Source organism: Salinispora vitiensis, assembly GCF_000378825.1.
Classification (GTDB): Bacteria; Actinomycetota; Actinomycetes; order Mycobacteriales; family Micromonosporaceae; genus Micromonospora; species Micromonospora vitiensis.
Genome location: NZ_KB900388.1, coordinates 1,355,710 through 1,382,358 on the forward strand (window position 1 = coordinate 1,355,710; position 26,649 = coordinate 1,382,358).

24 protein-coding genes and 1 pseudogene are annotated in these 26,649 nt (G+C 68.5%); 15 read left to right on the forward strand and 10 right to left on the reverse strand.

The window, feature by feature from the left end:
- Positions 1 to 5: 5 nt before the first annotated feature.
- The 3 genes from SALPAC2_RS0106310 (at position 6) to SALPAC2_RS0106320 (ending at position 2,469) form a co-directional block, all read left to right on the forward strand.
- A complete protein-coding gene (locus SALPAC2_RS0106310) occupies positions 6 to 1,025 on the forward strand; it encodes a synaptic vesicle VAT-1 family membrane protein (protein ID WP_018215802.1) in 1,020 nt (339 codons plus the stop codon).
- Positions 1,026 to 1,158: 133 nt separating this feature from the next.
- The gene (locus tag SALPAC2_RS0106315) at positions 1,159 to 1,920 is read left to right on the forward strand and encodes a glucose 1-dehydrogenase (RefSeq protein WP_018215803.1); all 762 of its coding nucleotides are present in this window, start codon (positions 1,159 to 1,161) and stop codon (positions 1,918 to 1,920) included.
- A gap of 66 nt (positions 1,921 to 1,986) precedes the next feature.
- Positions 1,987 to 2,469 carry a pyridoxamine 5'-phosphate oxidase family protein gene (locus tag SALPAC2_RS0106320; RefSeq protein ID WP_018215804.1) on the forward strand — a complete coding sequence of 161 codons (483 nt, stop codon included), beginning with the start codon at positions 1,987 to 1,989 and terminating at the stop codon, positions 2,467 to 2,469.
- Between the two features lie 447 nt (positions 2,470 to 2,916).
- On the opposite strand, the gene SALPAC2_RS0106325 is transcribed toward SALPAC2_RS0106320, so the two are convergent.
- A complete protein-coding gene (locus SALPAC2_RS0106325; RefSeq protein WP_018215805.1) occupies positions 2,917 to 3,672 on the reverse strand; it encodes an SDR family oxidoreductase in 756 nt (251 codons plus the stop codon).
- 106 nt (positions 3,673 to 3,778) lie between these two features.
- Here SALPAC2_RS0106325 and SALPAC2_RS0106330 point away from each other — a divergent pair, with 106 nt between their 5' ends.
- A complete protein-coding gene (locus SALPAC2_RS0106330; RefSeq protein WP_018215806.1) occupies positions 3,779 to 4,651 on the forward strand; it encodes a TIGR03619 family F420-dependent LLM class oxidoreductase in 873 nt (290 codons plus the stop codon).
- Here the strand turns inward: SALPAC2_RS0106330 and SALPAC2_RS0106335 are convergent.
- The 5 genes from SALPAC2_RS0106335 to SALPAC2_RS0106355 all read right to left on the reverse strand — a co-directional run bounded on the left by SALPAC2_RS0106335 (position 4,648) and on the right by SALPAC2_RS0106355 (position 10,561).
- Positions 4,648 to 5,772 carry a sulfotransferase family protein gene (locus tag SALPAC2_RS0106335; RefSeq protein ID WP_018215807.1) on the reverse strand — a complete coding sequence of 375 codons (1,125 nt, stop codon included), beginning with the start codon at positions 5,770 to 5,772 and terminating at the stop codon, positions 4,648 to 4,650. The two genes, SALPAC2_RS0106330 and SALPAC2_RS0106335, sit on opposite strands and share 4 nt — an antisense overlap.
- Before the next feature lie 14 nt (positions 5,773 to 5,786).
- On the reverse strand, positions 5,787 to 6,563 hold the full coding sequence (locus SALPAC2_RS0106340) for an SDR family oxidoreductase (RefSeq protein ID WP_018215808.1): 777 nt from the start codon (positions 6,561 to 6,563) through the stop codon (positions 5,787 to 5,789).
- Positions 6,564 to 6,566: 3 nt separating this feature from the next.
- Positions 6,567 to 7,724, reverse strand: coding sequence for a hypothetical protein (locus SALPAC2_RS0106345; RefSeq protein ID WP_018215809.1), 1,158 nt, complete (start codon positions 7,722 to 7,724; stop codon positions 6,567 to 6,569).
- A gap of 133 nt (positions 7,725 to 7,857) precedes the next feature.
- Entirely contained in the window at positions 7,858 to 8,952 is a 1,095-nt protein-coding gene (locus tag SALPAC2_RS0106350; protein ID WP_018215810.1) for an NAD(P)H-dependent flavin oxidoreductase, read from the reverse strand.
- A complete protein-coding gene (locus tag SALPAC2_RS0106355; RefSeq protein WP_018215811.1) occupies positions 8,942 to 10,561 on the reverse strand; it encodes an acyl-CoA synthetase in 1,620 nt (539 codons plus the stop codon). Before SALPAC2_RS0106355 ends, SALPAC2_RS0106350 begins: the two co-directional genes overlap by 11 nt.
- Positions 10,562 to 10,624: 63 nt before the next feature.
- On the opposite strand from SALPAC2_RS0106355, the gene SALPAC2_RS0106360 reads away from it, so the two are divergent.
- On the forward strand, positions 10,625 to 11,419 hold the full coding sequence (locus tag SALPAC2_RS0106360) for a crotonase/enoyl-CoA hydratase family protein (protein WP_018215812.1): 795 nt from the start codon (positions 10,625 to 10,627) through the stop codon (positions 11,417 to 11,419).
- A 5-nt stretch (positions 11,420 to 11,424) separates the two neighbouring features.
- Here SALPAC2_RS0106360 and SALPAC2_RS0106365 read toward each other — a convergent pair whose 3' ends face one another.
- The gene (locus SALPAC2_RS0106365; RefSeq protein ID WP_018215813.1) at positions 11,425 to 12,975 is read right to left on the reverse strand and encodes an acyl-CoA synthetase; all 1,551 of its coding nucleotides are present in this window, start codon (positions 12,973 to 12,975) and stop codon (positions 11,425 to 11,427) included.
- Between the two features lie 90 nt (positions 12,976 to 13,065).
- On the opposite strand from SALPAC2_RS0106365, the gene SALPAC2_RS0106370 reads away from it, so the two are divergent.
- The 4 genes from SALPAC2_RS0106370 to SALPAC2_RS27470 all read left to right on the forward strand — a co-directional run bounded on the left by SALPAC2_RS0106370 (position 13,066) and on the right by SALPAC2_RS27470 (position 16,670).
- Positions 13,066 to 14,079, forward strand: a complete 1,014-nt coding sequence (locus tag SALPAC2_RS0106370) for a Zn-ribbon domain-containing OB-fold protein (RefSeq protein ID WP_018215814.1) — start codon at positions 13,066 to 13,068, stop codon at positions 14,077 to 14,079.
- Positions 14,076 to 15,134 (forward strand): thiolase domain-containing protein, encoded by a 1,059-nt coding sequence (locus tag SALPAC2_RS0106375; RefSeq protein WP_018215815.1) that lies wholly within the window; start codon positions 14,076 to 14,078, stop codon positions 15,132 to 15,134. Before SALPAC2_RS0106370 ends, SALPAC2_RS0106375 begins: the two co-directional genes overlap by 4 nt.
- Positions 15,131 to 16,288: a thiolase domain-containing protein gene (locus tag SALPAC2_RS0106380; RefSeq protein ID WP_026184486.1), complete on the forward strand. Its 1,158-nt coding sequence runs from the start codon at positions 15,131 to 15,133 to the stop codon at positions 16,286 to 16,288. Before SALPAC2_RS0106375 ends, SALPAC2_RS0106380 begins: the two co-directional genes overlap by 4 nt.
- 205 nt (positions 16,289 to 16,493) lie before the next feature.
- A complete protein-coding gene (locus tag SALPAC2_RS27470) occupies positions 16,494 to 16,670 on the forward strand; it encodes a hypothetical protein (RefSeq protein WP_018215817.1) in 177 nt (58 codons plus the stop codon).
- Positions 16,671 to 16,741: 71 nt separating this feature from the next.
- On the opposite strand, the pseudogene SALPAC2_RS24455 reads toward SALPAC2_RS27470, so the two are convergent.
- Together SALPAC2_RS24455 and SALPAC2_RS0106395 are read right to left on the reverse strand one after the other, a co-directional pair.
- Positions 16,742 to 17,391: pseudogene (locus SALPAC2_RS24455) on the reverse strand (response regulator).
- Between the two features lie 68 nt (positions 17,392 to 17,459).
- Entirely contained in the window at positions 17,460 to 18,320 is an 861-nt protein-coding gene (locus SALPAC2_RS0106395; protein WP_018215820.1) for a sensor histidine kinase, read from the reverse strand.
- Between the two features lie 138 nt (positions 18,321 to 18,458).
- Between SALPAC2_RS0106395 and SALPAC2_RS0106405 the strand changes: the two genes are divergently transcribed.
- The 5 genes from SALPAC2_RS0106405 (at position 18,459) to SALPAC2_RS0106420 (ending at position 23,879) form a co-directional block, all read left to right on the forward strand.
- Positions 18,459 to 20,528, forward strand: coding sequence for a hypothetical protein (locus SALPAC2_RS0106405; protein ID WP_080636995.1), 2,070 nt, complete (start codon positions 18,459 to 18,461; stop codon positions 20,526 to 20,528).
- Positions 20,529 to 20,539: 11 nt separating this feature from the next.
- A complete protein-coding gene (locus SALPAC2_RS24465) occupies positions 20,540 to 21,184 on the forward strand; it encodes an ABC transporter ATP-binding protein (protein ID WP_033775330.1) in 645 nt (214 codons plus the stop codon).
- Positions 21,185 to 21,760: 576 nt separating this feature from the next.
- A complete protein-coding gene (locus tag SALPAC2_RS27475; protein WP_018215822.1) occupies positions 21,761 to 21,919 on the forward strand; it encodes a hypothetical protein in 159 nt (52 codons plus the stop codon).
- A gap of 10 nt (positions 21,920 to 21,929) precedes the next feature.
- Positions 21,930 to 22,190 (forward strand): hypothetical protein, encoded by a 261-nt coding sequence (locus SALPAC2_RS0106415; RefSeq protein ID WP_026184488.1) that lies wholly within the window; start codon positions 21,930 to 21,932, stop codon positions 22,188 to 22,190.
- A gap of 249 nt (positions 22,191 to 22,439) precedes the next feature.
- Positions 22,440 to 23,879 (forward strand): MFS transporter, encoded by a 1,440-nt coding sequence (locus SALPAC2_RS0106420; protein WP_018215824.1) that lies wholly within the window; start codon positions 22,440 to 22,442, stop codon positions 23,877 to 23,879.
- A gap of 52 nt (positions 23,880 to 23,931) precedes the next feature.
- Here the strand turns inward: SALPAC2_RS0106420 and SALPAC2_RS0106425 are convergent, their stop codons facing one another.
- Positions 23,932 to 24,963: a DUF3068 domain-containing protein gene (locus tag SALPAC2_RS0106425; RefSeq protein WP_018215825.1), complete on the reverse strand. Its 1,032-nt coding sequence runs from the start codon at positions 24,961 to 24,963 to the stop codon at positions 23,932 to 23,934.
- Positions 24,964 to 25,132: 169 nt separating this feature from the next.
- Here SALPAC2_RS0106425 and SALPAC2_RS0106430 point away from each other — a divergent pair, with 169 nt between their 5' ends.
- Complete coding sequence (locus SALPAC2_RS0106430; protein WP_018215826.1) at positions 25,133 to 26,647, forward strand: FadD3 family acyl-CoA ligase; 1,515 nt, start codon at positions 25,133 to 25,135, stop codon at positions 26,645 to 26,647.
- The last annotated feature ends 2 nt before the right edge of the window (positions 26,648 to 26,649 follow it).

Sequence of the window (26,649 nt, forward strand, 5' to 3'; positions counted from 1 at the left end):
AATCGATGCGCGCTGTCTGGATCACCAAGGCGGGTGGGCCCGAGGTTCTTGCAGTACGGGAAACCCCAGATCCGCAACCGGGTCGCGGTGAGGTGCGTATCGCGGTCCGCGCCTGCGGGTTGAACTTCGCCGAGGTCATGGCCCGGCAGGGGCTGTATCCGGACGCTCCGAAGCCGCCGTCCGTGGTGGGCTACGAGGTGGCCGGGGTCGTGGACGCCGTTGACGCCGAGGTCACCGGCCTCGAGGTGGGGCAACGGGTGCTGGCCCTGGTGCGCTTCGGCGGCCACGCCGACACCGTTTGCGTGCCCGCCGTGCGGGTCCTGCCGATGCCCGACGGCCTCGACTTCATCGAGGGAGCCGCGATCCCGGTCAACTACCTGACCGCCTACCACATGCTCTTTCGGGTGGCGAACCTCCGCCCCGACGCCCGCGTCCTGATACACATGGCCGCAGGCGGGGTCGGCACCGCGGTGCTGCAGCTGTGCCGCACCGTACCGGGAGTTGTCACCTTCGGTACCGCCTCGGCGGCCAAGCACGCCGTGCTCCGCGAGGAGGGCTGCACCCATCCCATCGACTACCGCACCGAGGACTACGTCGCCCGGGTACGGGAGCTCACCGGCGGCGAGGGCCTCGACCTGGTGCTGGACTCCCTGGGTGGTCGCGACTGGAAGCGCGGGATAAGCCTGCTCCGGCCGGTTGGGCAGCTCATCGCGTACGGCTTCGCCAACCTGTCCACCGGTGAGCGACGCAGCTATCGCCGGCTCCTCGGCCAGCTCACCGGCGTGCCGCTGCTGACGCCGTACGGGATGATGGACCGCAACCACACTGTCAGTGGCGTCAATCTGGGGCATCTGTGGGAGCGAACCGACCTGCTGCGTGAGGAGCTGAGCGCGCTGCTGGACCTGTGGCGCGAGGGTGCGATCAAGCCCCGGATCGACCAGGTGTTTTCGTTCGAGGAGGCCGCGGCGGCGCACCGCCGGATCGGCGAGCGTCGCAACATCGGCAAGGTGGTCCTCGTCCCCTGACGAGTCTCACCAGATCGGGCGACAACTCGATTGTCCAGGGCCGCCGCGGCTGCAGCCGCGGCGGCCGATTTTGTGGCGGCGCTGGTGACTTGCCGATGCTATGCTCCCAAGCAAGCGCTTGGCAGGAGGGCTGATGGGGCGACTGGACGGCAAGGTGGCGCTCATTACCGGCGGCGCGCGCGGCATGGGCAAGGCACATGCCCGGCAGTTCGTCGCCGAGGGGGCCCGGGTGGTCATCGGCGACATCCTCGACGACCGCGGCACAGCCCTCGCCGACAGCCTCGGTGCTGATCGTTGCCGCTACGTGCACCACGACGTCACCAGCGAAGACGAGTGGGCTGCCGCGGTCGCCACCGCGCTGGCGGCATTCGACCGACTCGACGTGCTAATCAACAACGCCGGCGTCTTCCGACACGCACCGATCGCCACGATGGACCCGGCCGAGTTCCGCCACGTGATCGACGTCAACCTCACCGGCTGCTGGCTCGGCATCCACACCGTGGCGCCGGCAATGACGAGGGCCGGCGGCGGATCGATTGTGAACGTGTCGTCGATCGAGGGCTTCGTCGGCGCGGCCGGCCTCTCGGCCTATAGCGCCAGCAAGTTCGGGATCCGCGGCATCACCCGGTCTGCGGCCCAGGAGCTCGGGTCGGCCGGCATCCGGGTCAACTCGGTCCACCCCGGCGGCGTGCTGACCCCGATGGCGCTGGCCGCCGCCGAGACCATGCCCGCCAGCGACCCGGGCGCCTTCCTCACGTCGCTGCCGATCGCCCGACTCGCCGAGCCGGTGGAGATCTCCCGGCTGGTGGCGTTCCTCGCTTCCGATGAATCGTCATACACCACGGGCGCCGAGTTCGTGGCCGACGGCGGGCTACTGTCCGGACCGGGATACTGAGATGACATCGCTGGATCGAGCGCCGGCCGCACCCGGCCCGGGTAGCGACGCGGAGGGCGAGGAGTCGTGAACCAGCGTGCCACGGTGGCGATGCCACCCGCGGACGTCGAGGAACACTTGGCCCAGGGCCGGAAGCTCCAGCTCGCGACCGTCAACCGGGACGGCACACCGCACCTGGTCAGCATGTTCTACGCGATGCACGGCGGGCGCATCGCCTTCTGGACCTACCGCGTTTCACAGAAGGCCCAGAACCTGGCCCGCGACCCACGGGTGACCTGCCTGGTCGAGGAGGGCGACGGCTACTTCGAGCTGCGCGGCGTCCAGGTGACCGGCGAGGTCACCCGGATCGACGATCTGGCGGGGGTCACCGCGGTCGGCCGCCTGATCGCCGCGCGGATGCCCAGCCCGCTGGCGGCAGGCGATCTGCCGCCCGATGAGGTGGCAGCGGCGCTCGACGGCTATGTCGCGCACGCGGCGGCCAAGCGGGCGGCCTATCTGGTGGAGCCGCGACGGGTGGTCAGCTGGGACCACCGCCGCCTGGCGACCTGAGGGCCGCCCCGGCACCGGTTATCCCCCGGTGCCAAAGTTGCCCGGCCAGCCGGTTCACCCGCCTCCTCGCGTATCGTCGGCACGGCGGCGTGGTGACAACTCATGTCGACGCAGAACCTCGGTGAAGGATCTGCGGAAGGACCGCCTCCTACCGAGGTTCTGCGTCTCCACTTCATACCGGCCCGAGCTGGCGCGTCCGGAGCCTCTCAGGCATTCAACCAAGTCTTTGATCGCCGAGTCCAGGATCCGCAATCGCATCTTGCTGGGGATCGGAGATACAACGTAGTCGAAACTGATCGTTACCCAAGTTTCTGAACTGGTCGTGCTGAACTCATGACACCGCCGCCCACCCGCAGCCCGACCCGCCCAGACCGAGCTGATCCGCGAACGGCCATCCCGATCGTCCAGGCCCCCCTCATCCCGGAGGCCGCCGAGAAAGCTCGCTACCTACGAAGACTGATCAGCAGTAGGGCCGCGCAGGTCCTCGAGATAACCCGGCCACTCGCCACCGCCGTGCACCGCCACCGCCGCCCCGGTCACATAGGAGGCCAGCGGGGAGGCCAACAGCAGACAGACGCCGGCGACCTCGGCCGGCGTCGCGGGTCGCCCCAGGGGCACCGTGCGCGCCACCGCCGCCGAATCCAGCCGGAGGCTCCCTTCGCCGGCCACCGGACCGGGGACGACACTGTTCACCCGCACCGTCGGCGCCCACTCGGCGGCCAGACTCGTCGCCAAGTGGTGTAGTCCGGCCTTGGCGGCGCCGTACGCGGCGGAGCCAGGGGATGGACGCGTGCCGCTGACACTCCCCACCATGATGATGACCCCGCCACCGGGCTGCTGTTGCATGACCGCATTGGCCGCCTGCGCGACATGCAACGGCGCAACCAGGTTGAGCTCCACAATCTTGGCGTGCAGCCGGGGTGAGGCGCTGGCCGCCGCCGCCGGGGGCGCCCCACCGGCGTTGTTCACCACCACGTCGAGGCGACCGAACCGGTCGGTCGCCGCCGCCACCACGGCGGCGGCCTGCGCGGGGTCACGGACGTCAGCAGGCACGAAGTCGGGCACCACCGAGGACGGCGGGGTCCGGCCACAGACCAGCACCCGGGCGCCCGCCTCGAGGAAGGCCGCGGCGATCGCGGCACCGATCCCCCGCGTCCCCCCGGTGACGACCACACCGCGACCGGTGAAATCGAGAGGTTCCATTGATGGATATTAACCCTCAAGCATTCACCGGTCGACCCGAGGATGCGACGCGACCAGACCACCCAGGGCCCTCCCACGATGGTGTAGAACACGTTACAGTTCATAGATGAAGTTCAGCCTCGGAATCGTGTTCAGCCCGCTTGACCAACTCACCGACCTGGCGCAAACCGCTGAGGAGTGCGGCTTCTCGGCCATCGCCCTCCCCGACTCGCTCTTCTACTCCGAAGAGGTCAGCGCCAAGTACCCGTACACGCCGGACGGCAGCCGGTTCTGGGATGCCCAGACGCCCTGGGCCGACCCACTGGTGACCGCCGCCGCGCTCGGCGCCGCCACCACCCGGATCCGGTTCTACACCCAGGTGCTCAAACTCGGGCCCCGCAACCCGGTCCTGTTGGCACGGCAGGTCGGGTCGGTGGCGAACCTGACCGGTAACCGGTTCGGGCTCGGCGTCGGGCTGGGCTGGTCGCCGGAGGAGTCACTCTGGTGCGGCTCACCGTTCGCCGCCCGGGGCGCCCGGGGCGACGAGGCGATTGAGGTGCTGCGGCTAATCCTGGGCGGTGGCATGGTGGAGCACCACGGCAAGCACTTCGACTTCGGCCGGCTACAGATGAGCCCGGCCCCGACCGAGCAGGTCCCGATCTACGTGGGCGGTCACACCGACGCTGCGTTGCGCCGTGCGGCCCGGCTGGGCGACGGCTGGTCCTCCGCCATGATGCGCTTCGACGAGCTGCGCGCGACGATCGACCGGCTTGCCCGGCTGCGCGTCGAGTACGACCGGGCCGACCAGCCGTTCGAGATCCAGGCGGTCTGCATTGACCGATTCGGCCTAGCGGGCTTCCAACAACAGGCCGAGGCCGGCGTCACCGACGCGATCGTGGTGCCCTGGCGCTACTACGGCGTCGGCTTCGACGGCGACCTCGCCGCCAAGCGGGACGGCATCCGCCGCTTCGCCGACGAGGTGATCAGCAAGATCGACTAGGCGAAGATGGCGTCCACCGCAGCCGGGGTCAGGCCGAAATCAGCGAGATCGTAGCGGTGTGCGGGGCGCGTGCGCCGCTGGTGCAGCGAGCTCATCGCGGCTCGCGCGGCAGTGGTCAACCGGGCCCCCAACCGGTCGTAGATCACCTCAACCACCCGGAGCGGGTCGGCTACAAAGTCGTCGTAGGAGACGTCGATGAAGTGCGCCGGGTCGTGTCGCTCGCGGTCGGCCATGAACCGCCGCAGCCCACGCGACCAGAGCTGCGCCTGCGCCCCACCGAGCACCTCCCCGCGGAACAGCTCCGACCAGCCCTCGCACGCCTGCCCGTTGAGGCTGCAGACCGAGGCGACCACCTCCCGCGGCGCGCGGTGCGTCTGGATCACCACGGCGTCGGGGTAGACGGCGAGCAGCGCATCGAGGGCGAACAGGTGGCTCGGGTTCTTCAACACCCAGCGACGATCTCGGTCGTGCAGGCCGATGAGCTGGAGGTTACGCCGGTGCCGCCGATAGGCAGCGGTCCAGTCCTGCTCACTCAGCCACCGCGAGTAGCTCGGCAGGTAGGCCAGGCATTCGAAGGACACCGACATCATGGACTGCCGCAGCAACCGCCAGCACTCCTCCACCTGGTCGGCCGCGGTGTAGTGCGCACCCCGCAGGCCCGGGTTGGTCTCGTGGTACTCCTCGTAGCCGGCCTGCAGACTCGCGTAGCCGGGGTTCGACTCCCAGGTGGCCCGCGGCGGACGGGGTTGGGGGACCTCGGTCAGCCACAGCTCGAGCCCCTGGTGTGCGGGGTCGGCGGTGAGCAACCGGTGCAGGGCGGTGGTGCCGGTGCGGGGCAGGCCGGTCACGAAGATCGGCCGGGCGACCGGGACCTCGGCGTACTCCGGGAACTGCCGCCACGCGGCCTCGCTGAGCAGTCGGGACACCAGTGCCGCGCGGAGAAGCGCCCGGGAGACCTTGCTGCCGGTGGGCGTGAGGGCCGCCTCATTTCGGTACGCGGCGAGCAGCTCGCCCATCCCCTCGCGGTAGTCGTCGTCGCCGAAGTCGTCGAGCCCGGTGAGCCGGGTCGCCGAGGCGTGGAGGTCCTCGATCGTGCCGACGTCCGTACGGGTGCTGCTCATGCTCGCTCCCGGGGTCAGTGATGGAACTCGCCACAGTTGACATCGAGGCACTGGCCGGTGATGCCCCGCGCCAGGCCGGAGCCGAGGAACAGTACGGCGTCGGCGACCTCGTCCGGCACCGGCAGCCGGCGGAGGTCGGTGGTGGCGGCGACCTCGTCGTAGAGCTGCTGGGGCGGCACGCCCCGCTGGTTCGCCTGGTAGTCGAACCAGAGGCGCAGGCTGTCGGCCCAGATCCAGCCGGGTGCCACCGAGTTGACCCGCACGCCCTTCGGCCCGAGCTCACTGGCGAGGTTCTGCGCGGCGGCGAGGAGCGCGGCCTTGGCCAGCTTGTAGGGGCCGAACGCCCGCCGGGAGTGGCGCAGCACGGCAGAATTGATCATGACCACAGCGCCGCCGGACTCCACCAACGCGGGCGCCAGCAGCCGAGTCAGGCGCAGCGCTGCCAGCACGTTGACCTCGAAGCTCGACCGCAGGTCGGCCAACTCGACCTTCCCGAGACCGCGCATCGGCGGCATCTCGAAGGCGTTACTGACCAACACGTCAACGCGGCCGAACTCGGCGAGGGCGGCCCGCACGAGCGCGGCGCTCGACTCACCGTCGGTGAGGTCGGTGGGTACCGTCAGGGCCCGCTGACCCGCCGCCCGTACCTTGCCGGCGACCTCGGTGAGGAAGGACTCGGTGCGGGCGGCGAGCACCACGTCGGCGCCGGCCTGCGCGGCACGCACCGCGATGGCCTGACCCAGCCCGGGGCCGACCCCGGCCACCACAACGATCTTCTCCGCGAGCAACACGGCTCAGCCCAGCATCCGGGCCGCGGTCGCGGCCTGCCGGGCGGCGATGCGTTCCTGCCATGCCGCCTGCCCGATCGGTTGGTAGTACGGCACCTGTTTGGGTAGGTCGTCCACCGCGACCACCTCCACCTGCGGCCCGTCCGCGGCGGTCAACGCGTGTGAGAGCCGCTGCCAACGCAGCTGCACGTAGCCGCGATCGTGGCCGGTGCACTCCAGCCAGTTCGCCACCCCCGGGTCGCGTTCGCTGATCACGTATCGGATCATGCCGTCCGGATCGATCCGGGCTTGGGGCACGGTGAGGCTCGTCTGGTGGTTGCTGTAGTCCATCGAGATGTACCACATGCTGCCTAGCTGGATGCCCTGGTAGGGCGCGTCGGAGACCGGCACGGTGATCACCATGGCCTGGTCCTCGGCGAGTTGGTAGTGCCCCACCGAGGAGTATTGGGTGGCCAGCCCGCCGGGGGTGAGCCGGGGCGGGGTCAGGGTGTTCACCGGCAGGTTCAGGTAAAAGCGCTCGGCGAACGCGAGGAAGGTGTGAATCCGACCGGTGAGGATCTTGCCGGCCACCGCGTAGCGTTTGGCCAGGGTCTCCTCGGTCGGCGGCGGCGGTGTCCCGCCGATGGTGTCGGGGCGGTGAATGCGCAGCATCCCGGGGCGTTCGGCCGCCCAGTCGCTGAACACCTCGCGCACCACGAGCATGGCCGAGCCGGGGGCGAGCGGGAACGCGTTCGGGCCGGAGAGCCCCGGCCCGAACCGAATCTCAAAGGTGCCGTCGGCAGCGATTTCGATCTCGCGGTCGTCGAAGGCGGTGAGGCTGCCCGGGACGTTGACCGGGGAGTAGGAGCCGTCGAGGATCTGGAAGCTCAGATCGGCGGTGCTGCCCCGGCGGCCGGTCACCACGTACTCCGCGTCGTCGTGGAGCCACGCGTGAAAGTAGAGGGTGTCCGGATTGTCGAGGCCCATCTTCGTGTACGGGCCGGTGGAGCGGACGAAGTAGGGGAATTCGCGGTCGTAGGACCAGGCCATCTGGATCGAGCTCCGGATGCCACCAGCCAGGTAGTCGTAGCCCTCGAGCAGATCCTGTTGGCCGCGGACGTGAGCCGCCTCGGTGATGACCCGCTCGGCTTCCGCGATGGCGTGGGAAAACGGCTGAGTAAGCACGAGACCAATAATAGAACGCGTTCTACTTTGGGGTCAATGTGGTGCCGAAAACGGAACGTCCTCGGCACCACACGGTGCAGTTTCCACGACCACTTGCCCATCCCCCGCTTGACCAAGCCCGTAAGGACCACCCCTAGCGCAGCCCTCCGAGGTGGACCAACCTCTCCTCCGCCTCGGCGACCAGATCCGCCACCACATCGGCGACCGGGCGCACCTCATTCATCCGGCCCACAATCTGCCCCACCGGCATCGGAACGACAGTCGGGTCATCCGAATCCATCAGCCGGCTGTGCGCCGACGCCACCAGCAGGTTCTGGAGTGGCATCGGCAGCGGCCGGGGCGCCCCCTCATCGCTCCACGCCTCGGTCCACCGATTGCGCAGCAGCCGGGCCGGCTTGCCGGTGTAGATCCGGCTGCGGACCGTGTCCGCCGACCCGGCCTGGAGCAGCGCCGTACGCAGCGCGGAGCTGCTCTGGTATTCGGCCGTGCCGAGCCAGACCGAGCCCATCCAGACACCGCCCGCGCCGAGCGCGAGCGCCGCCGCGATCTGGCGGCCACTCCCGATGCCGCCGGCCGCCAACACCGGCACCTGCTCACCGACCGCGTCCACCACCTCCGGCACCAGCACCATGCTGGCGATCTCACCGGTGTGGCCGCCGGCCTCGTACCCCTGCGCGACCACCAGATCGACCCCGCTCGCCACATGCGCGCGGGCATGGTCGGCCCGGCCGGCCAACGCGGCCACCAGCACCCCCCGCCCGTGCGCCTGGGCGATCACGTCGGACGGCGGCGAACCGAGAGCGTTGGCGATCAGTCGGACCGGGTGCGTCAACGCCACCTCGACGTGACTGCGGGCCACCGAGTGCAGCCAACCGAGCACGCCGGCCTGGTGCTCGCCGTTGCCGCCGAGCGGCGGCACCCCGAGGCGCAGCAGGGTTCGCTCCACAAAGTCGCGATGCCCCGCCGGAATCAGCTGGTCCAGATCAGCCGCAGCACCCTCGGTCGGCTCGGTGCTGGGCATCACCACGTCCACCCCGTACGGCCGGCCTTCGGTCTCCTCATCGAGCCAGGTGAGGACCGCGTCGAGCTCCTCCGGGTCGTTGAATCGCACGCAGCCCAACACGCCCAGGCCGCCGGCTCGGCTGATCGCCGCTACCACCTGCTCGGAAGGGCTGAAGCCGACGATCGGATGCGCGATGCCGAGCCGGTCACACAGCTCAGTCCGCATGGCTGACCTCCTCGGGCGGGTGTTGTTCCGCGTGCCGCTGCGCCCACTTGTAGTCAGCCTTGCCGCTGATCGTGCGGGAGATCTCGGGCACCAGCCAGATCGACCGCGGCACCTTGTAGCCGGCAATCCGCTCCCGTAGGTGCGTTCGCACCGCCGCCAGGTCGAGCGCGACGCCGGCCCGGGGCTGGATCACCGCCGCCACCCGCTGCCCGAGCCGCTCGTCGGGCACCCCGACGACCAGTGCGTCGAAGATGTCGGGGTGCGTCTTCAACGCCCCCTCGACCTCCTCCGGGAAGACCTTCTCACCGCCGGTGTTGACACAGGTGCTACCCCGACCGAGCAACGTGATGGTGCCGTCGACCTCAAGCCGGGCGAGGTCACCGGGGAGCGCGTACCGCACGCCCTCCACCTCGATCAGCAGGGCGGCGGTCTTGACCGGATCCTTGAAGTAGCCGAGGGGGAGGAAGCCGCTCTTCGCCAGGCGCCCCTCCCCGCCCGGCGACACCGGCCGCCCGTCCGGGCCGAGCACCACCGTGGTCGGCCCGGGGGTGACCCGCGGGTCCTGCAGCGCGCCGCCGGGCACCTCGGCGACTACGCCCAGCCCGATGAGACCGGTCTCCGACGCCCCGATCGCGTCGGTGACCAGCACGTCGGGCAGCAACTCCAGGTACTGCCGCTTGACCCCCGGGGAGAAGAGAGCACCGCTGGACGAGACCGCGGCCACCGACGAGCCGTCGTAGCCACCCGCGGCGTAAGCCTCGATGATCGGACGGGCCATCGCGTCGCCGACCAGCACCAGCACGTTCACCTGGCGTCGCTCGATCGTCCGCCAGACCTCCTCCGGGTCGAAGCGCGACAGCAGCACCACGGTGTCACCGGCGAAGAGCGCGGCGAGCACCGCCCACTGCGCGTTGCCGTGAATCAGGGGGGCCACGCAGAGGCGTACCATCGCGGTCCCGCTGGCGCCGCGGGCTGACTGGGCCCACTCGTCCTCGAGCGGAATGCCGGTCATGAAGTCGACGCCACCGCCGAGCGCGCGCCACACGTCCTCCTGCCGCCAGAGCACCCCCTTCGGGTAGCCGGTGGTGCCACCGGTGTACAGCAGATAGAGGTCGTCCGCCGAGCGCTCGCCGAAATCCCGAGCCGAGTCGCCGGCGGCGAGCGCGTCCGCGTACGGCACGCCGCCGTACCCGCCGATCTCCTCCGCCGAGCCGTCGGGTAGAGCCACCACGGTGTGCGGACCGGCGGCGCCGGCCAGCACGGTAGCGACGCGGGGCGCGAAGCGACGGTCGTGGATCAACGCCGACAACTCCGCGTCGGCGAAGAGGAAGCGCAGTTCGTTCTCGACGTACCGGTAGTTGATGTTGACGACCGCGGCGCGCACCTTGAAGACGGCGATCATGGCCACCACGGCCTCGATCGAGTTACCGGCGTAGAGGCCGACGTGGTCACCGGGGCGCACGCCGCGGTCACGTAGGAAGTGGGCCAGCCGGTTGGCGCGCTCCTCCAGCTCCGGGTAGCTGATCGCCTGGTCGCCGAGGAACACGGCGGGACGGTCACCGAAGGCGTCAACCGCATGCTCAAACAGGTCTGCGATATTTGCCACCATCGCTTAAAAGTAGAACCTGTTATCGTCGCTGACAAGCCTTGGAAATCATCGAAGGAGGCGCCCGTGGAATCGGCAGCCGACCAGCCGCACGCACTCGTGGAGCAACGTGGACAAATCCTGATCGTGACGATGAACCGGCCACGGGTCCGCAACGCCCTCTCCCCCGAGATGCTCGCGATCATGCGGGACGCGTGGGACCGCGCGGACAACGATCCGGAGATCCGGGCCTGCATCCTCACCGGGGCCGGGGGCGCCTTCTGCGCCGGCGCCGACCTCCGCGCGATGAACCAGTCCCACCCCGGTGACCGGTTCAACGGCGCTGACCTCTCCCGGATCGACGCGCTACTCAAAGGTCGGCGGCTGACCAAACCGCTGATCGCCGCGGTGGAGGGGCCGGCGGTGGCGGGCGGCACCGAGATCCTTCAGGCAACGGATCTCCGCGTGGCCGGGGCGAGTGCCCGCTTCGCGGTCTCCGAGGTTTGCTGGGGCCTGTTCCCCCTCGGCGGCTCCGCCGTCCGGCTGGTCCGACAGATCCCGTACGCCGTCGCGGCGGAGCTACTGCTGACCGGACGCCAGTTGGGTGCCGACGAGGCCCGGGACGTCGGCCTGATCGGACATGTGGTGCCGGACGGGCAGGCCCTGAACAAGGCCCTCGAGCTGGCCGGGATGATCGCGGCGAACGGCCCGCTGGCGGTGCGGGCGATCCTGCGCACGATGCGGGAGACTGAGGGCCTAGCCGAGAACGAGGCGTTTGCTCTGGAGGCTCCGATCGGCACGGCGGTGTTCCGCAGCACCGACGCCAAGGAGGGCCCGCGCGCCTTCATCGAGAAGCGCACCCCCCAGTTCCACGGGAAGTAGCCAGGTCAGATCGAGCGTTGCTGCGCGGCCCAGTACGGGTCGCGCAGTATTCGCTTGTAGAGCTTGCCGTTCGGGTCGCGGGGCAACTCCTCGACGTAGTCCACGCTTCGGGGCAGCTTGAAGCGGGCCAGCCGGCCGGTCAGGAACTCCAGCAGCTCGCCGGTCAACTCCGGGCCCGCCGTCACCCCCAGCTCCGGCTGCACCACGGCCTTGATCTCCTCACCCCACTCGTCGTGCGGGATGCCGAAGACCGCCACGTCCGCCACCGCCGGATGAGCGGCGAGCTCCCCCTCGATCTCCGCCGGATAGACGTTCACACCACCGGTAATGATCATGTCGCTCTTCCGGTCACACAGGTAGAGGTAGCCATCGTCGTCGAGGTAACCGATGTCGCCGACGGTGAACATGCGGCCGCGCCAGGACTGCCGGGTCTTCTCGGCGTCGCCGAGGTATTCGAAGGTCGTCTCGCCCATCTGCAGATACACCGTCCCGGGCTCGCCGGTTGGCGCGTCGTTGCCGTCCGGGCCTAGCACCCGCACCTGCGAGCCCGGCCAGGCCTGCCCGACCGAGCCGGGCCGGGCCAGCCAGTCCTCGGCGGTGATCAGGGTGCCACCGCCCTCACTGGCGGCGTAGTACTCCACCACCACCGGCCCCCACCAGTCGAGCATCCGCCGCTTCACCTCGTGTGGACACGGCGCCGCGCCGTGGATCATCACCCGCATCGACGACAGGTCGTACGCCGTCCGAACCTTCTCCGGCAGAGCGAGCAGGCGACGGAACTGGGTCGGCACCATGTGACTGTGGGTGACCCGGTGCCGTTCGATCAGCCGCAGCATCTCGTGCGGGTCCCACCGGTCCATCAGCACCACCGGATGGCCGAGTTGCAGCGAGATGACCGCGAAGTTCATCACCGCGGTGTGGTAGAGCGGCGAACAGCACAGGTGCACGTGGGAGTCGAAGGGTTCGAGGCCGAACAGCCCGAAGAACCATTGTGACACCGGCGGAACGATGTCCGGGTCGGCGCCGGTCAGCGGACGACGTACGCCCTTGGGCCGGCCGGACGTTCCGGAGGTGTAGACCATCAGCGCACCGAGGGTGCGCGGCGTGGGACGGTCGGAGGTGCCGGCGCCGAGGTCGGCGAGCGGCCGGAATCCGGGAACCCCACCCGCCACCGCGAAGCATCCGTCGGCGGGGACGCCGGCCTCGGCGGCGGCGGCCGCGGCCACCTCGGCGAACCGGCCGTGCGCGACGAACGCGCGGGCACCGCTGTCGCGCAGAATGTAGGCGATCTCGGCGGCGGTCAGATGCCAGTTCAGCGGCACCGAGTACAGCCCCGTCTCCAGGGTGGCGAACTCGGCCGCGAGCAGGTCGGCGCTGTTGGGCAGCAGCATCGCCACGGTGTCCCCGGGTGCCAGCCCGAGCGCCTGGAGGCCGCGCCCGATTCGGTCGGCCTCGGCGGCCAACTCGCCATAGGTGACGACCCGGCCATCCGGGTCAACGACGGCGATCCCATCCGGATCCTGACTCGCGATGTTCCACAGCCCGATGCCAGTCATGGACCAGACTCTATAACGTGTTCCACTTCCTGAACAGCGGACAGGGAGCAACCTTGATTCATCTCGCTAGAACATGTTTCACTGACCCTCGTGGATACCGCTTCGGCGCCCCCGCTCGCCGCCCCGCTGGACATCGCCTTCGACTACACCCGCTCCCTCGGTCCGGTCCTGGGGCGATTCATGACCGGCCTCCGCGACCGTCGAGTGCTCGGCGCCCGCACCGCCGACGGCCGCGTCCACGTTCCCCCCCTCGAATACGATCCGGCGACCCACACCCCGATCACCGAGCTCGTTCCCGTCTCACCAACCGGCACCGTGACCAGCTGGACCTGGACCGACCGACCGCTCGACGGGCAGCCCCTCGACCGACCGTTCGGCTGGGCACTGATCCGGCTCGACGGAGCCGACACGGCGCTACTGCACGCCGTCGATGCCGGCGCCCGGGAGTCGATGCGGACCGGCATGCGGGTCCGCGTCCGCTGGGCCGCGGAGCGATCCGGAGACATCCGCGACATCGCCTGCTTCGAGCCCGACTCGGGCCCGCCCCACTCGCCCGACGGCACCACCAGCGGTGCACCCGGCACCAACGGCGCGCCCGCTGCCGGCGCCGACCCCGCCACCAGCGTTGATCCCGTGATCGGCATTGTGACTCCGATTCGGCTCTCCTACACGCACACCGCCTCCGCCGAGGAGAGTCGATACCTGCACGCACTCTCCGAAGGGCGGCTGCTCGGCCAGCGCTGCCCGGCCTGCCGCAAGGTCTACGTACCGCCCCGGGTCTGCCCGGCCGACGGGGTGCCGACCGAGGAGGAGGTGCCGGTCCGCGATCACGGCACGGTCACCACTTTCTGCGTGGTCAACGTTCCCTTCGCCGGGCAGCGACTGGAACCGCCGTACGTGGTCGCCCAGGTCCTCCTCGACGGTGCCGACATCCCGATCCCCCACCTGATCATCGGCCAGGCTGGTGACGTCCGGATGGGCATGCGGGTGGCCGCGGTCTGGCGGGACCGTGCGACCTGGACCACCACTCCGGAGAACATCGCGCATTTCCGCCCCACCGGCGAACCGGATGCGCCGTACGAGTCCTACCAGGAGCACCTGTGAATCCTGCCGTCGCCGTCATCGGCTTCGCCCAGGCACCCTGCCGACCCTCCGCGGGGACCACCAGTGGCGTCGAAACCCTCGTCCCGCTCTTCCACCAGGCCCTGTCGGCGGCCCACCTCGACCGCCGCGAGGTGGACTTCTGGTGCTCCGGCTCCTCGGACTACCTCGCCGGCCGGGCGTTCTCCTTCGTCAACGCGATCGACGCGATCGGGGCGTACCCACCGATCTGCGAGTCGCACGTGGAGATGGACGCGGCCTGGGCGTTCTACGAGGCCTACGTCAAGATTCTGGCCGGTGAGGCGGAGACCGCGCTGGTCTACGGCTTCGGCAAGTCCTCGGCTGGCCTGCTGCGCCGGGTGCTGGCGCTCCAACTTGACCCGTACGTGACCGCGCCGCTCTGGCCCGACTCGGTGAGTGTCGCCGCGCTCCAGGCCCGGCTCGCCATCGACGCCGGGGTCGTCACCGAGCAGGCCATGGCCGAGGTGGCGGCCCGCAGCCGGGCCGACGCCACCACCAACCCCTACGCCCAGGTGTCCGGGCAGCCCACCGTGGACGAGCTGGTCGCCACCCCCTACCTCGCCGATCCACTCCGGGCGCATGACTGCGCTCCCGTCTCCGACGGCGCCGCCGCGCTGGTGCTGGCCGCCGGCGAGCGCGCCCGCCGGCACCGGGAGCAGCCGGCCTGGATCAGCGGCGTGGCGCACCGGGTCGACCCGCAGGGCCTCGGCGAGCGGGACCTGACCACGGTGCCGTCCGCGACCGCCGCGGCCGAGGCGGTGGCCCTACCGGCGGACCTCGACGTGGCCGAGTTGCACGCCCCCTTCACCCACCAGGAGCTACTGCTACGCACGGCGCTCGGCCTCGGCGACCGGGTCCGGATCAACCCGTCCGGGGGTGCGCTCTGCGGCAACCCCATGTTCTCGGCCGGGCTGGCGCGCATCGGCGCCGCAGCCGAACAGGTCATGACCGGCCAGGCCCGGCGGGCCGCCGGACACGCCACCAGCGGGCCGGCGTTGCAGCAAAACCTCATCTGTGTGCTGGAGGCAAGGTCATGAGACGAGCAGCCGTGCTGGGTACCGGGCAGACGCAGCACCAGACGCGCCGTACCGACGTGTCGATGGCCGGGCTGTGCCGGGAGGCGATCGACCGCGCACTGGCCGACGCGGGCGTCGACTGGCCGCAGATCGACGCGGTCGTGCTCGGCAAGGCGCCGGACCTGTTCGAGGGCGTGATGATGCCGGAGCTGTTCCTCGCCGACGCGCTGGGAGCCGCCGGGCGCCCGCTGCTGCGGGTGCACACGGCGGGTTCGGTCGGCGGTGCCACCGGGGTCGTGGCGACCAGCCTGGTCCGGGCCGGTGTGCACCAACGCGTACTCGCGGTCGCGTTCGAGAAGCAGTCGGAGTCCAACGCGATGTGGGCGCTCTCCATCCAACCGCCCTTCACCGCGCCCATCGGGGCCGGGGCCGGTGGCTACTTCGCGCCGCACGTCCGCGCCTACATTCGACGCTCGAACGCACCCGAGCACGTCGGGGCGATGGTCGCGGTGAAGGACCGGCGCAACGGTGCGCTCAACCCCAACGCGCACCTGCGCCAGCCGGAGATCACGCTGGAGTCGGTGCAGGCCTCGCCGATGTTGTGGGACCCGATCCGGTACGACGAGACCTGCCCCTCCTCCGACGGCGCCTGCGCGATCGTGATCGGCGACCAGGCGGCAGCCGAGGCGAGCGAGCGGCCGGTGGCCTGGATCCGGGCGACGGCGATGCGCACCGAGCCGACCTACTTCGCCGGCAAGGACCACGTGAACCCGAGGGCCGGTGCCGAGGCCGCCCAGGCGCTGTGGCAGGCGGCCGGGATCACTGACCCCCTCGCCGAGGTCGACGTGGCGGAGATCTACGTACCGTTCTCCTGGTTCGAGCCGATGTGGCTGGAAAACCTGGGCTTTGCCGAAGCCGGACACGGCTGGAAGCTCACCGAGTCGGGCGAGACCCGGATCGGTGGGCGCCTGCCCGTCAACCCGTCCGGTGGGGTGCTCTGTTCCAACCCGATCGGCGCCTCCGGCATGCTCCGCTTCGCCGAAGCGGCTAAGCAGGTGATGGGACGGGCCGGCGAGCACCAGGTGGCCGGAGCGAAAACGGCGCTGGGTCACGCGTACGGCGGCGGGTCGCAGTTCTTCTCGATGTGGGTCGTCAGCGAGACCCCGGACTCCTAACGACAGGAACAGGTTCTAGTTTTTACTACTTCCATGATTCTCCACAGCATGCATTGTGTGCTTCAATAGATGTAACAGGTTCTACTTTGAACGAAGCCGGTACCGATCGCCCGGCACGAACAGAGGACGCCCGGGTGGCGGGAGACGGTCAACCATCGCCGAATCCCGGCGCTTCACGGGAGACAACCCCGATGGGGAGGTCCAGATGAACACCTTCAAGATCCTGTTCCTCAGTGCGGCGATCGGCGTGGCGATCGCCGCCCTCGGCATCGCGGCCACCATGGCAGCCCTCAGCCCAACCGCCGCCGAGGTCGCGAGGGAGATGGCCAGCGAGGAAGACTCCGACCCCGCCGCCCCACCCGCCTTCTACGGCACCCGCTGACAACTGCCCGCCACCGTCAACCCAGCCACTGTGGCCTACCCGCCGAAACGCGTCCAGCACCTCGACGAACGCTATGACCACATACCCCGACGGAACCGGTGGCCACTACGGGGCGCCGGACTCACGAGGCCGCAGTCATACGCGGTAATCACAAGTTGCACCCGGTCCCGAGCGCCAAGTTTGCTCAGCAGATGCGACACGTGCGACTTGACAGTCTTGACGGCGATGGTGAGATGCCGGGCAATCTCGTCGTTAGACAGCCCCTGCCCGATGAGGCCCAGCACCTCCACCTCCCGGGACGTCAGCTGTTCGAGCCGGGACCGCACTTGGCCGGCGGGGCCGTGGGCCGAACGCCAACGTAGTGCTCGACCAGACGCGCCAGGATCGATGGAGCAAAGAGCGATTCGCCGTCACGCGTACGCCTGATTGCATCCAGTAGATCCTCGGGCCGGCTGTCCTTCAGCAAGAAGCCAGCTGCTCCGGCGCGGAGCGCATGAAAGACGTACTCGTCAAGGTCGAACATGCTCAGGACCAACACCCGGGTGTGCCCGAGCTCGGGTAGTCGGCAGATATCTCGCGTTGCGTCAATGCCGTCGAGCCGCGGCATCCTGACGTCCATCAACACGATGTCGGGGGCCAAGGTCTCGGCGGCGGCGATCGCCTCCATCCCGTCGCCGGCTTCTCCAACCACAGTGAGATCGGGTTCGGCATCGATGATCATTGCGAGGCTCCGTCTGAGTAAGAGCTCGTCATCAACGACAACGACCCGTAGCGGTGGCGCTGACGCAGTCATACCATCCCCTCGGGCAGGGTGACCGCCAAGCGAAACCCCGCGACTTCCCCACGCTCCTTCGCGCGCGGCCCTGCCGTCAGGGTTCCCCCCAGGCTGCTGACCCTCTCCCGCAGACCGACGAGACCAAGGCCGGCGCCGGGTCGGACGACCCAGGCTCGGCTCGGCCCTCCGTCGTCAACCGTCACGCACACCGCGGCTGGAGTCCGCTTCAAACCGATTTCTACAGTAGTTGATCCGCCGTATCGTGCGCTGTTGGCCAATCCTTCGCGAACGACCCGACAGATCGCCACCTGGATGCCCGGCGACACCACGCCGAGATCCTCCTGGGCCAAGGTGACATCTAGACCAGCCCGCCGGCCGCCCTCAATGATCGCGGGTAGGGACGCCAGTGTCTCAGTCGGTTGACGGACGGGCAGGCTGTCAACCTCCCGAAGCGCATCCATCATTCGACGAAGCTCCACCGTCGCCGTCCTACTGATGGCCTCCACATCCGCAATGGCCGTCAGCAACACCTGATCGTCCGGCTTGCGCCTATGCAGGTGAGCGGCGGCGGCTACTCGTACAGTGATCATGCCCAGGCCGTGGGAAACGATATCGTGCAGGTCCCGGGCCAGGTGCAGACGCTCGGCGAGTACTGCCTCCGCGACATCCCGACGCGCCATCGCCGATTCATGCTCACGCCGCTCGACCAGCAGGCGGACTATCGCCCAGGCGGAGATCGCCGCAAATATTGACAGCAGGACAGCCACGAACGGCCAGGTAAGTCCGAGCACGAGAACGGCCGCCAGCACGACAAGCAGCGTGCCGGGCGGCAGCAGCAGCCATGACCGTCGGAGGCGATACCAACTCTCGGTCATGCGGCGCAGCCTACCGTTCCGGGCCCGGTCCCCGCCCGTGCTCGACGGGCGAATGCGAGCCTTCCGGGTAGCGGATGTCGGACCATGGTCCGACGGACTCAGGGCCGAATTGCGTCCCTCCAGGCCGACCACGGCCCGATGCGCGCCGGCGAACACCTTGATTCAGTGGATTCGGCGAGCGTCACCGTGCTCGCCGTAATGTCCATGGATCGCTCGGGAGGGTCGTTGTACAAGCGCGTGGTAGTCGCGGTCTCGGGTGCGCTGTTCTCCCTGATGGCTGTGGTGGCGGTGATAGTCACCGATCTACACGACCGCGACTTTCCACAAGCCATAACTGCCCAGAGCAGGCTGGGCCTGGACTTCGGAGAGTCGCAGTTCAGCGACAGGGAGGCGTTTTCGGTACTGACGCAGTTGGACGCCGACTTGAGCCTGGGCCTGCTACGGATCGCACCGGACCTGATCGGTGACGGTGACGGTGACGGTGACAAGCAGATCTTCGTAGCACTCAACGACGGAAATCTGCCCGCGACGTTTCACTCGTTCAGCGGCGCCGGCACGGCACGGATTGTCGACCGGGACCGGCTGGCTAACTCTTCACCGGACGGTTCGTACCTGGTCACCGGTTCTCTCTCGGGGCTGACAGAGTTAGAGAGCGGGCTGGCCGGCAAAGGCGTACGGGTGACGCGCAACGACGCCTCCGTGGTCGGCAGCCTCGGATTCGTCATGCAGGAGGGCGGCTTCGCCGTACCCGTCCTGGCCGCCTTCGCCCTAATCGCGGCGCTGGCGCTGTTCTGGTTGTCGATGAAGGCGCACAGCCGCGCACTCAGGGTGCTCGCTGGATGCCCCACACTGCGCATTCAGGCACAGGATCTGGGCGGGTTTGCGGTCGCACTCCTCCTCCCAGCAGCCGCTGTCACCATCGCTGCCACCAGCTACGTTGGCCTCGCTCGTGGTTGGCTCTACATCGACGTCTTCGTCAAGGTGCTGGCGGCCGTGGAGGGCACGGTCATCGCGGTAGCGCTGTTCGTTGCCCTAGTCATGTCGGCCTCCGCCTGGCCGAGCACGGCAATGCTGGCGACCCGGCAGCCCGCGGTGAAGAGCCTTCGTTTTGCGGCCGTGGTCCTCCAGGCACTGACCTTCCTACTGGTGGTGGGCACCGCCGACCCGGCCTGGTCGGCATATCGCAACTCCTCCGCTCAAGCCGCGGAGATGGCGCAGTGGAAGAACCTCGCGAACCAGGTCACGATACAGCTCGGGATGAGCGACGACGAAATGTCCAGCCTCGAACCGTTGATCGGCAACCTTGTTGAAGACGGCGAAAAGGCCGGAATGATCTCCTCCTCATACACCTTCCACAACGAGACATGGGGCAGCGGTTTCGGTGACTACTCAGCAGTTTCCTTCGTAAACCAGCAATGGCTCGACCTGATGACCATCAACACACCGACAGGGGCGCTGACGCCGGTGCCGTACCAGGACGTGAGCGGCATGCTCTCCCGGGAGTTCACCGATACGTTCTCCCTGCTGTCGAGAGGGAAACGACCTGGCACGGAGGTCCTGTCGGGATTCGAATATCTACAGCCCGCCAGCGGATTCCGGTTACCAGTCGCCCAAGGCGGAGGTGGAGGTATCCACTTCTTGGGCAATGTTCTCGTCGCCATCGTGCCCTCCCTGCACCAAACCTTCAACGACCGAAATCTAACTTCCATGCTCTCGACGAGAAACGTTCTGTTCACCGGCGTGGCGGCAACCCAGGATTTGCTGGAGCGCAACCGCCTCTCTGCCGGGGCACTGGTCGGCCAAGGGGTCGAGGGCGACCTGAGTATCGTCTACGCCGCGGAGCAAGGGATCCTCCGAGCACAGTTCATGGGATATGTGGCCTGGCTGATGAACCTCGCGCTCGCCGCCCTGGCCATCGCCTTCACGGTTGCGACCCTGATCAGCGCGCTGATCACCGCCCTACTACACGCAAAGCGCGACTTTCCCTTGCGGCTGTCCGGCCGCTCGTGGGCGCAGATCCTACAAAGCCGGGTGATGAGGGAGTCGCTGGCCGGATCGGCACTCATCGGTCTCGTCGCGCTGTCTCAGAGGCCGGACAACATCGCGGCACTGCTGGTAGCCGCGCTGTGCGGGATGCTTGTTGTGCCGCTGGGGCACGTGTGGGCCGCGAGTTGGTGCTTCTCCGGCGTCAGCAGGCGGCGAATCTGATGGGAACTCCGATGCAAATTGAAACCCAAGGTGTCTCCGTGGTGATAGGTGGACGTTCGGTACTCAATAATGAGTCCGTGCGCTGCACGCCCGCGACGATGACCGCCCTCGTGGGTCCGAGCGGGTCAGGAAAAACTACTCTGCTGCACTGCCTCGGGCTGCTACTCCCGGTCAGCCAGGGCCAAATTTTAATCAATGGCAAAGAGGTCACAAAGTGCGGTTCGGCGGCGCGGCGTCGATTCTGGCGGGACCACGCAGCATTCGTACTGCAAGACTACGGCATCATGGAATCAGAATCTGTTGCCTTCAACGTAACGATGCAGTCGAGCCCGCTGGGCAAGCGAACCTCCGAGCGGCTGGCGCAGATTCTCGATCGGATTGGGCTGGCCGACCGGCCGGAGGAGGCGGCCAGCCACCTTAGTGGCGGCGAAAAGCAACGACTCGCCATAGCTCGGGCCATCTACAAACGAGCCGCAGTAGTATTCGTCGATGAACCCACTGCCTCGCTGGACGCCATAAACCGACGGAAGGTCATCGATTTGTTAACGGATTTTGCCACCAACGGCTGCACAGTCGTCGCGTCCACACACGACCCGGAAATGATCGAAGCATGCGACAAGCATCACGAAATTGGGAGCGGACCGGCTGTCGCGTAACCCTACCGCCAGGCCATGCGGCTTCTCACCCTCATGACCGCCACCACCAATACCGGCGCTGCCGTACCCATAGCCGGCCAAACCCTCGCTGAGCGCGTCGCGCAGGCGCTCGGCGACGGCCCGACGACTCGTCAGCTGGCGGGCCGGGCGGCTGTTCGCCGATGTATGCCGGGGTTGAGTCCAACGCGGTCTCCCACGCACCGTGGGACACCATGGCTGCGATGGGCACGGTCCGGGACTTCGTCGCGCAGCACCTGGACGGCGCCACCGGCCGACCTCAGGCTGATCCCACTCACCGCGGTCGAGATCAAGAAGCTCTTCAATCTGGCCACCGAGTCTGGCGATCCACCAGCCACTACCTGCACTGGTCAAGGTAGCGCCGCCAGCACCAAGCCCGCGCCCGCTGGTACCACCACCGAGCCCGACTCACATGATCAAGTCACGAAGTACGACTGCCCTGGTAATGGCTGCCGGAGCACGGTGCGTGCTGCGTGCTGCCAACTCCCCCGCGCCAATCCCACAGCAGAGGCTGGGTAGACCTCGTCGTAGAGGCGAACCCCGGCGTCGGTCTCCCCGGTGGGGCAGCTCGACAGTCAGCAGCACGCCACCACCACCGCCGCCGTCGCCACCGCCGCCCGAACAGGTGACGCTCCGGGCGTGGCCCCCGGCGGTTTGCCGATTCCGGTTGCCGGCCCGCAAGCGGTGTTCGACACTTTCCTCACGTATCCGATTTGAGGGGTTTGACATGGCTAGGTGTGATGTCTGCGGTAACGACTACAAGATGCCATTTCAGGTGCACATGGCGAACGGCGACGTGCACACCTTCGACAGCCTCGAGTGCGCGAACCACAAGCTCGCCATGAACTGCGAGCACTGCCAGGTCCGGATCGTGGGCCATGGCATCGAGGTCTCTGGCCGCTTCTACTGCGGCACCCACTGCGCCCGAACCGAGGAAGGGTCCCTGGCCGCCGACCTGCGCGGCACGTTGACTGCCCAGCCGGTCTGAGTGGGGCGGAAGGGGGCGGCAGTGCCTCAGTAGCGAATCCGCCTGTGCCGCCGCCCCCACCACCGCCGACAACCACGACTGCCAATCTGCCCACCGACCTCGCCGGCTGGCGAACTCTGCGTCCGTGTCGGCCGTGCAGCGGGACACCGCTATCCGGTAACCCCGGTCGGCCCGGTCGATCTTGAAACCGGTGACTGGAGTCCGCCGGCATGCTCGGACAAGCTGCTGCCACGAAACCAGGCGGTAAGGATGTCACGGTGGGAAGCGCCGGTAGGGATCGCGCACACCCGACCCTGGCGAGTCCTCAACATCGCGCTGGTCGTCTCGTTCATCAGCTGGATCGACATCGGCGCCATCACCGTGATGTTGCCCTCCATCGACGAGGCGCTCGACACCGACGACAACGTTCTCCAGTGGGTCGTCTCCGGCTACTCACTGATGTTCGCGCTCGCCCTCGTCCCCGCTGGGAGACTCGGCGACGCCAAAGGCCGCCGTCAGGCCATGCTCATCGGCCTGGCCATGTTCGTCGGAGCCAGCACGTTGGCAGGACTGGCCAACTCCGGCACGGTGCTGGTGATCGCCCGGCTCCTCCAGGGCGCGGCGGCGGGCGTCCTCGCACCCCAGATCACCGCCCTCGTGGAGCGACTGTTCCGCCCCAGAGAGCGCGGACGCCCCTTCGGCGCGGTCGGTGCCACCTCCAACGCGGCCACCGCCATCGGACCACTGATTGGCGGCCTGGTCATCGCCGAGGGCGGAGCGGACCACGGCTGGCGGCTCGTCTTTCTGATCAACGTCCCGATCGGGATCCTGGCGGCGATACTCATCTGGCGCTTCTTTCCGAAGAAACCGCTTCGTCGTCAGGCCGATCATCGCCACGACCTGGTCGGGACGCTGCTGCTCGCCCTCGGGATCATGTTGGTGATCCTGCCCGCGCTGCAGTGGCAACAGTGGATGGGGTGGTTACCGTGGCTGTTGGTGCCAGCCGGGATCGGTGTCCTCGTCGTCTTCCGATCCTGGGAAACCTCCACCATCCGGCGCCACCCGCCGGTCTTTGACTTTCGCCTGTTCACCCACCGGCCGTACCGCCTGGGGCTGCTGCTCGGATTCCTCTTCTACGCCGGTTTCATCTCCCTACCCCTGATCTTCAGCTTCCACCTGCAGTACGGGCTCGGCACCAGTCCACTGAACACCGGCCTGACGCTCGCACCGCTCGCGGTGGGCTCCACCCTCGGCGCCGTGCTCGGCGGACGCTACGTCGGCCGGCTTGGCCGCGCCCTGCTGGTCCTCGGACTCATCATCGTCCTGGCGAGCCTCGCCATCATGACCGCTCTCACCGGCTTGCAGGGGGGCGCCTTCTCGGCCGCGACGGTGTTCCCGCTCTTCCTCGCCGGAGTCGGCAGCGGCCTCGTCATCACACCGAACAACACCCTGGCGCTGGCCCAGGTACCCAAGCCCGACGCCGGCAGCGCCGCCGGCATGTATCGCACGACGCGACAAATGGGGGCCGCGGTGGGGCTGGCGATGATCACCGCGACCCTGCTCGCGGCCGTGGACGCCAACGACGGACGCTGGTCGACCGCGCTTCGGTACGCGCTCGCCGTGGAGATCGGCATCATCGTCGCCGCCCTCCTCATCTGCCTCGTCGACATCGTCGGCGACCGCCGCGACGAACGGAAGCGCGCAGCCTAGACCAACCGGTGGCGCAGAACGTGGAGCTTGTTCGGTTGCTGCCGTCGCGACCTCAGGAGTCCGCCTGGGCGGCGGTTGCGGGTCCCGGCCCCCGGGACCGCCCCAGACGCACGAGCACGAACCCGGCCCCGGCGGCGAGGAACCCCACCACCAGGATGCCGATCGGCAGGTAGCGACCGAACAGCAGCAACTGCGCCCGACCATCTCTGGACTGTTCGATCACCGCGTCGGCGGTGGCGTCGTCGTACTGGAAGGTGGCGCTGAAGATGACCACCGGCGGCCCGACGTCTGGGACCAGCTCGTGGTGCTGCTGGTCGCGGTAGCCCAGAATGCCACCGGTCATCGGCTCCACCCAGAGCGTGCGAGAGGCGCGGTAGCTCATCGTTGCGGTTGTCGCCTCCGGTGCCAGGAAGCCAAGCAGCTGGGCGACCGTCTCCTCGTCCATGTCGAGGCCCCGCTGCGGGATGGTCTGCTCGAAGCGGTACGTCTCCAGGCCAGCAACCTCCTCCGCACCCTGGTACAGCATCGGCAACGACTGCTGCAGGGTGCTGTCGAAGTACTGGTAGGTCTGCTTCTTCGTATCGAAGGGGAACAGGTACAGCTGCCCGGTGTACGCGATGTTCCCCGCTTTACACCCGGTGGCACCCAGTTCCTCGGCCGCTACGTCGTTGTAGCACTGGCCCTTCCACTCGGCGGCGGCGCCGGACACCCGGTCGAGGGCGATACGGCTCTCGGACCGCTCGACCGGTAGGTCACGATCGACCCAGTCGGTCGCTTGATACACGTTCCAGATTAGGGTTTCGCCCGCGAGGCTTCCGGTGAGCTCTGCAGCGGTCTCGTTATCTGGTTTGATGCCGGTGGCCGAACGCAGAGTGCCGGTCTCGACGGTCACCGCGGGGTCACCGTTGGACAGCGTCCGGGCGCTGACGAAGGTGGCTGATGGCGCGACCACCACGATGTCTGGTGGCGTCACATCGTATGGCACCTGCTTGAGCGCCGGCACGATCAGCCATACCAGGCCCACGGCTGCGACAACACAGAGTAGCCCCAGACCGAAAAGAGCCGCGCCGATTTTCTGTCGCATCAGCACACCCTCCCTAGGTGAAACTTGTTCTAAATCTACTGCCACTTACCCAGCAAGGAAACCCCTTGGCAACACGTCTTTCGCCGTACCGTCATCCACTGGCGCCAATGCCCACCCCCGCGTAGGCTGACCAAGCACTTGCTTGGCCACATCGTGCCGGGAGGTCCCGATGATGCCGTCGATCCCAGCGGCCCTACACCGGGCGGCGCGTGAGTTCGGCTCGGCGCCGGCCCTGGTGGAGCCGGGCGTAGCGCAGCTGAGCTACGCGGAGCTCCTCGCCGAGGTGCGCCGCGTGGCACAGGCCCTGATCGCCGCGGGGCTACGCCCGGGCGACCGGCTCGCGCTCTGGGCACCAAACTCGACGCAGTGGGTGCTGGCCGCCCTCGGCGCGAGCTACGCGGGCCTCACCCTGGTGCCGGTCAACACCCGGTTCACCGGGATCGAGGCGCTCGACGTGATCCATCGAAGCGGTGCCAGCGGACTCGTCGTGGTGGACCCGTTCCTCGGCGCCGACCGACTCGCCACGCTGCGAGCCGCCGCGACGGCGGAGGGCAAACAGCTCCCCCGCCTGGTCGTGCGGGTGCCCTCCGGTTGGGAGGAGTTCGTGTCCCGGAGCCCGTCGGTTCCCGAACTGGAGGCCGACGCCCGCGCCGCCGCGGTCAACCCCGACGACCTGAGCGACATCCTGTTCACCTCGGGCACCACCGGGCGCAGCAAGGGAGTGATGAGCGCGCACCGGCAGTCGATGGCCGTGGCTACCGCCTGGGCCGACATCGCCCGGCTGACCCCCGACGACCGCTACCTCGTGATCAACCCGTTCTTCCACAGCTTCGGCCTGAAGGCCGGCATCCTCGCCTGTCTGGCCAGCGGGACCGCCATCGTGCCGCAGGCGGTCTTCGACGTACCCCAGGCGATGGCCCTGATCGCAGACCAGCGGATCACCGTCCTACCCGGGCCACCCACCCTCTACACCAGCCTGATCGGTCATCCCGACGCCCGGCGATTCGACTTGTCGAGCCTGCGCCTGGCCGTGACCGGAGCGGCCACCGTGCCACCGGCGCTCGTCGATCAGATCCGCACGGAGCTCGGTGCGGACGTGCTCACCGCGTACGGGCTGACCGAGGCGGTGGTCGCCACGATGTGCCGGCCGGGCGACGACGCGCAGACCGTGGCGCAGACCTCCGGACGGGCAGCGGCCGGATTTGAGATCCGCATCGCTGACCCGGGTGGCGAGGTGCTGCTGCGGGGACCGAACACGATGCTCGGCTACCTTGACGACCCGGCCGCCACCGCGGCCGCGATCGACGGCGAGGGGTGGCTGCACACCGGCGACATCGGGCACCTTGACGAGCGCGGCTACCTGACCATCACCGACCGACTCAAGGACATGTACGTCTGTGGCGGCTTCAACGTGTACCCGGCTGAGGTCGAACGGGCGCTCGCGCAGCTTCCGGGAGTGGCCGAGTCCGCGGTGATCGGCGTGCCCGACCCACGGCTCGGCGAGGTCGGGAAGGTCTACCTGACCTGCCACCCGGGTCACTCACTCAGCGCAGCTGAGGTGATCGAGTTCTGCCGGAGCCGACTCGCCAACTACAAGGTGCCGCGGTCGGTGGAGGTCCGGTCCGAACTACCGCACAACGCCTCCGGCAAGGTCCTCAAGTATCTGCTCCGCGCGGAGAGTTGACA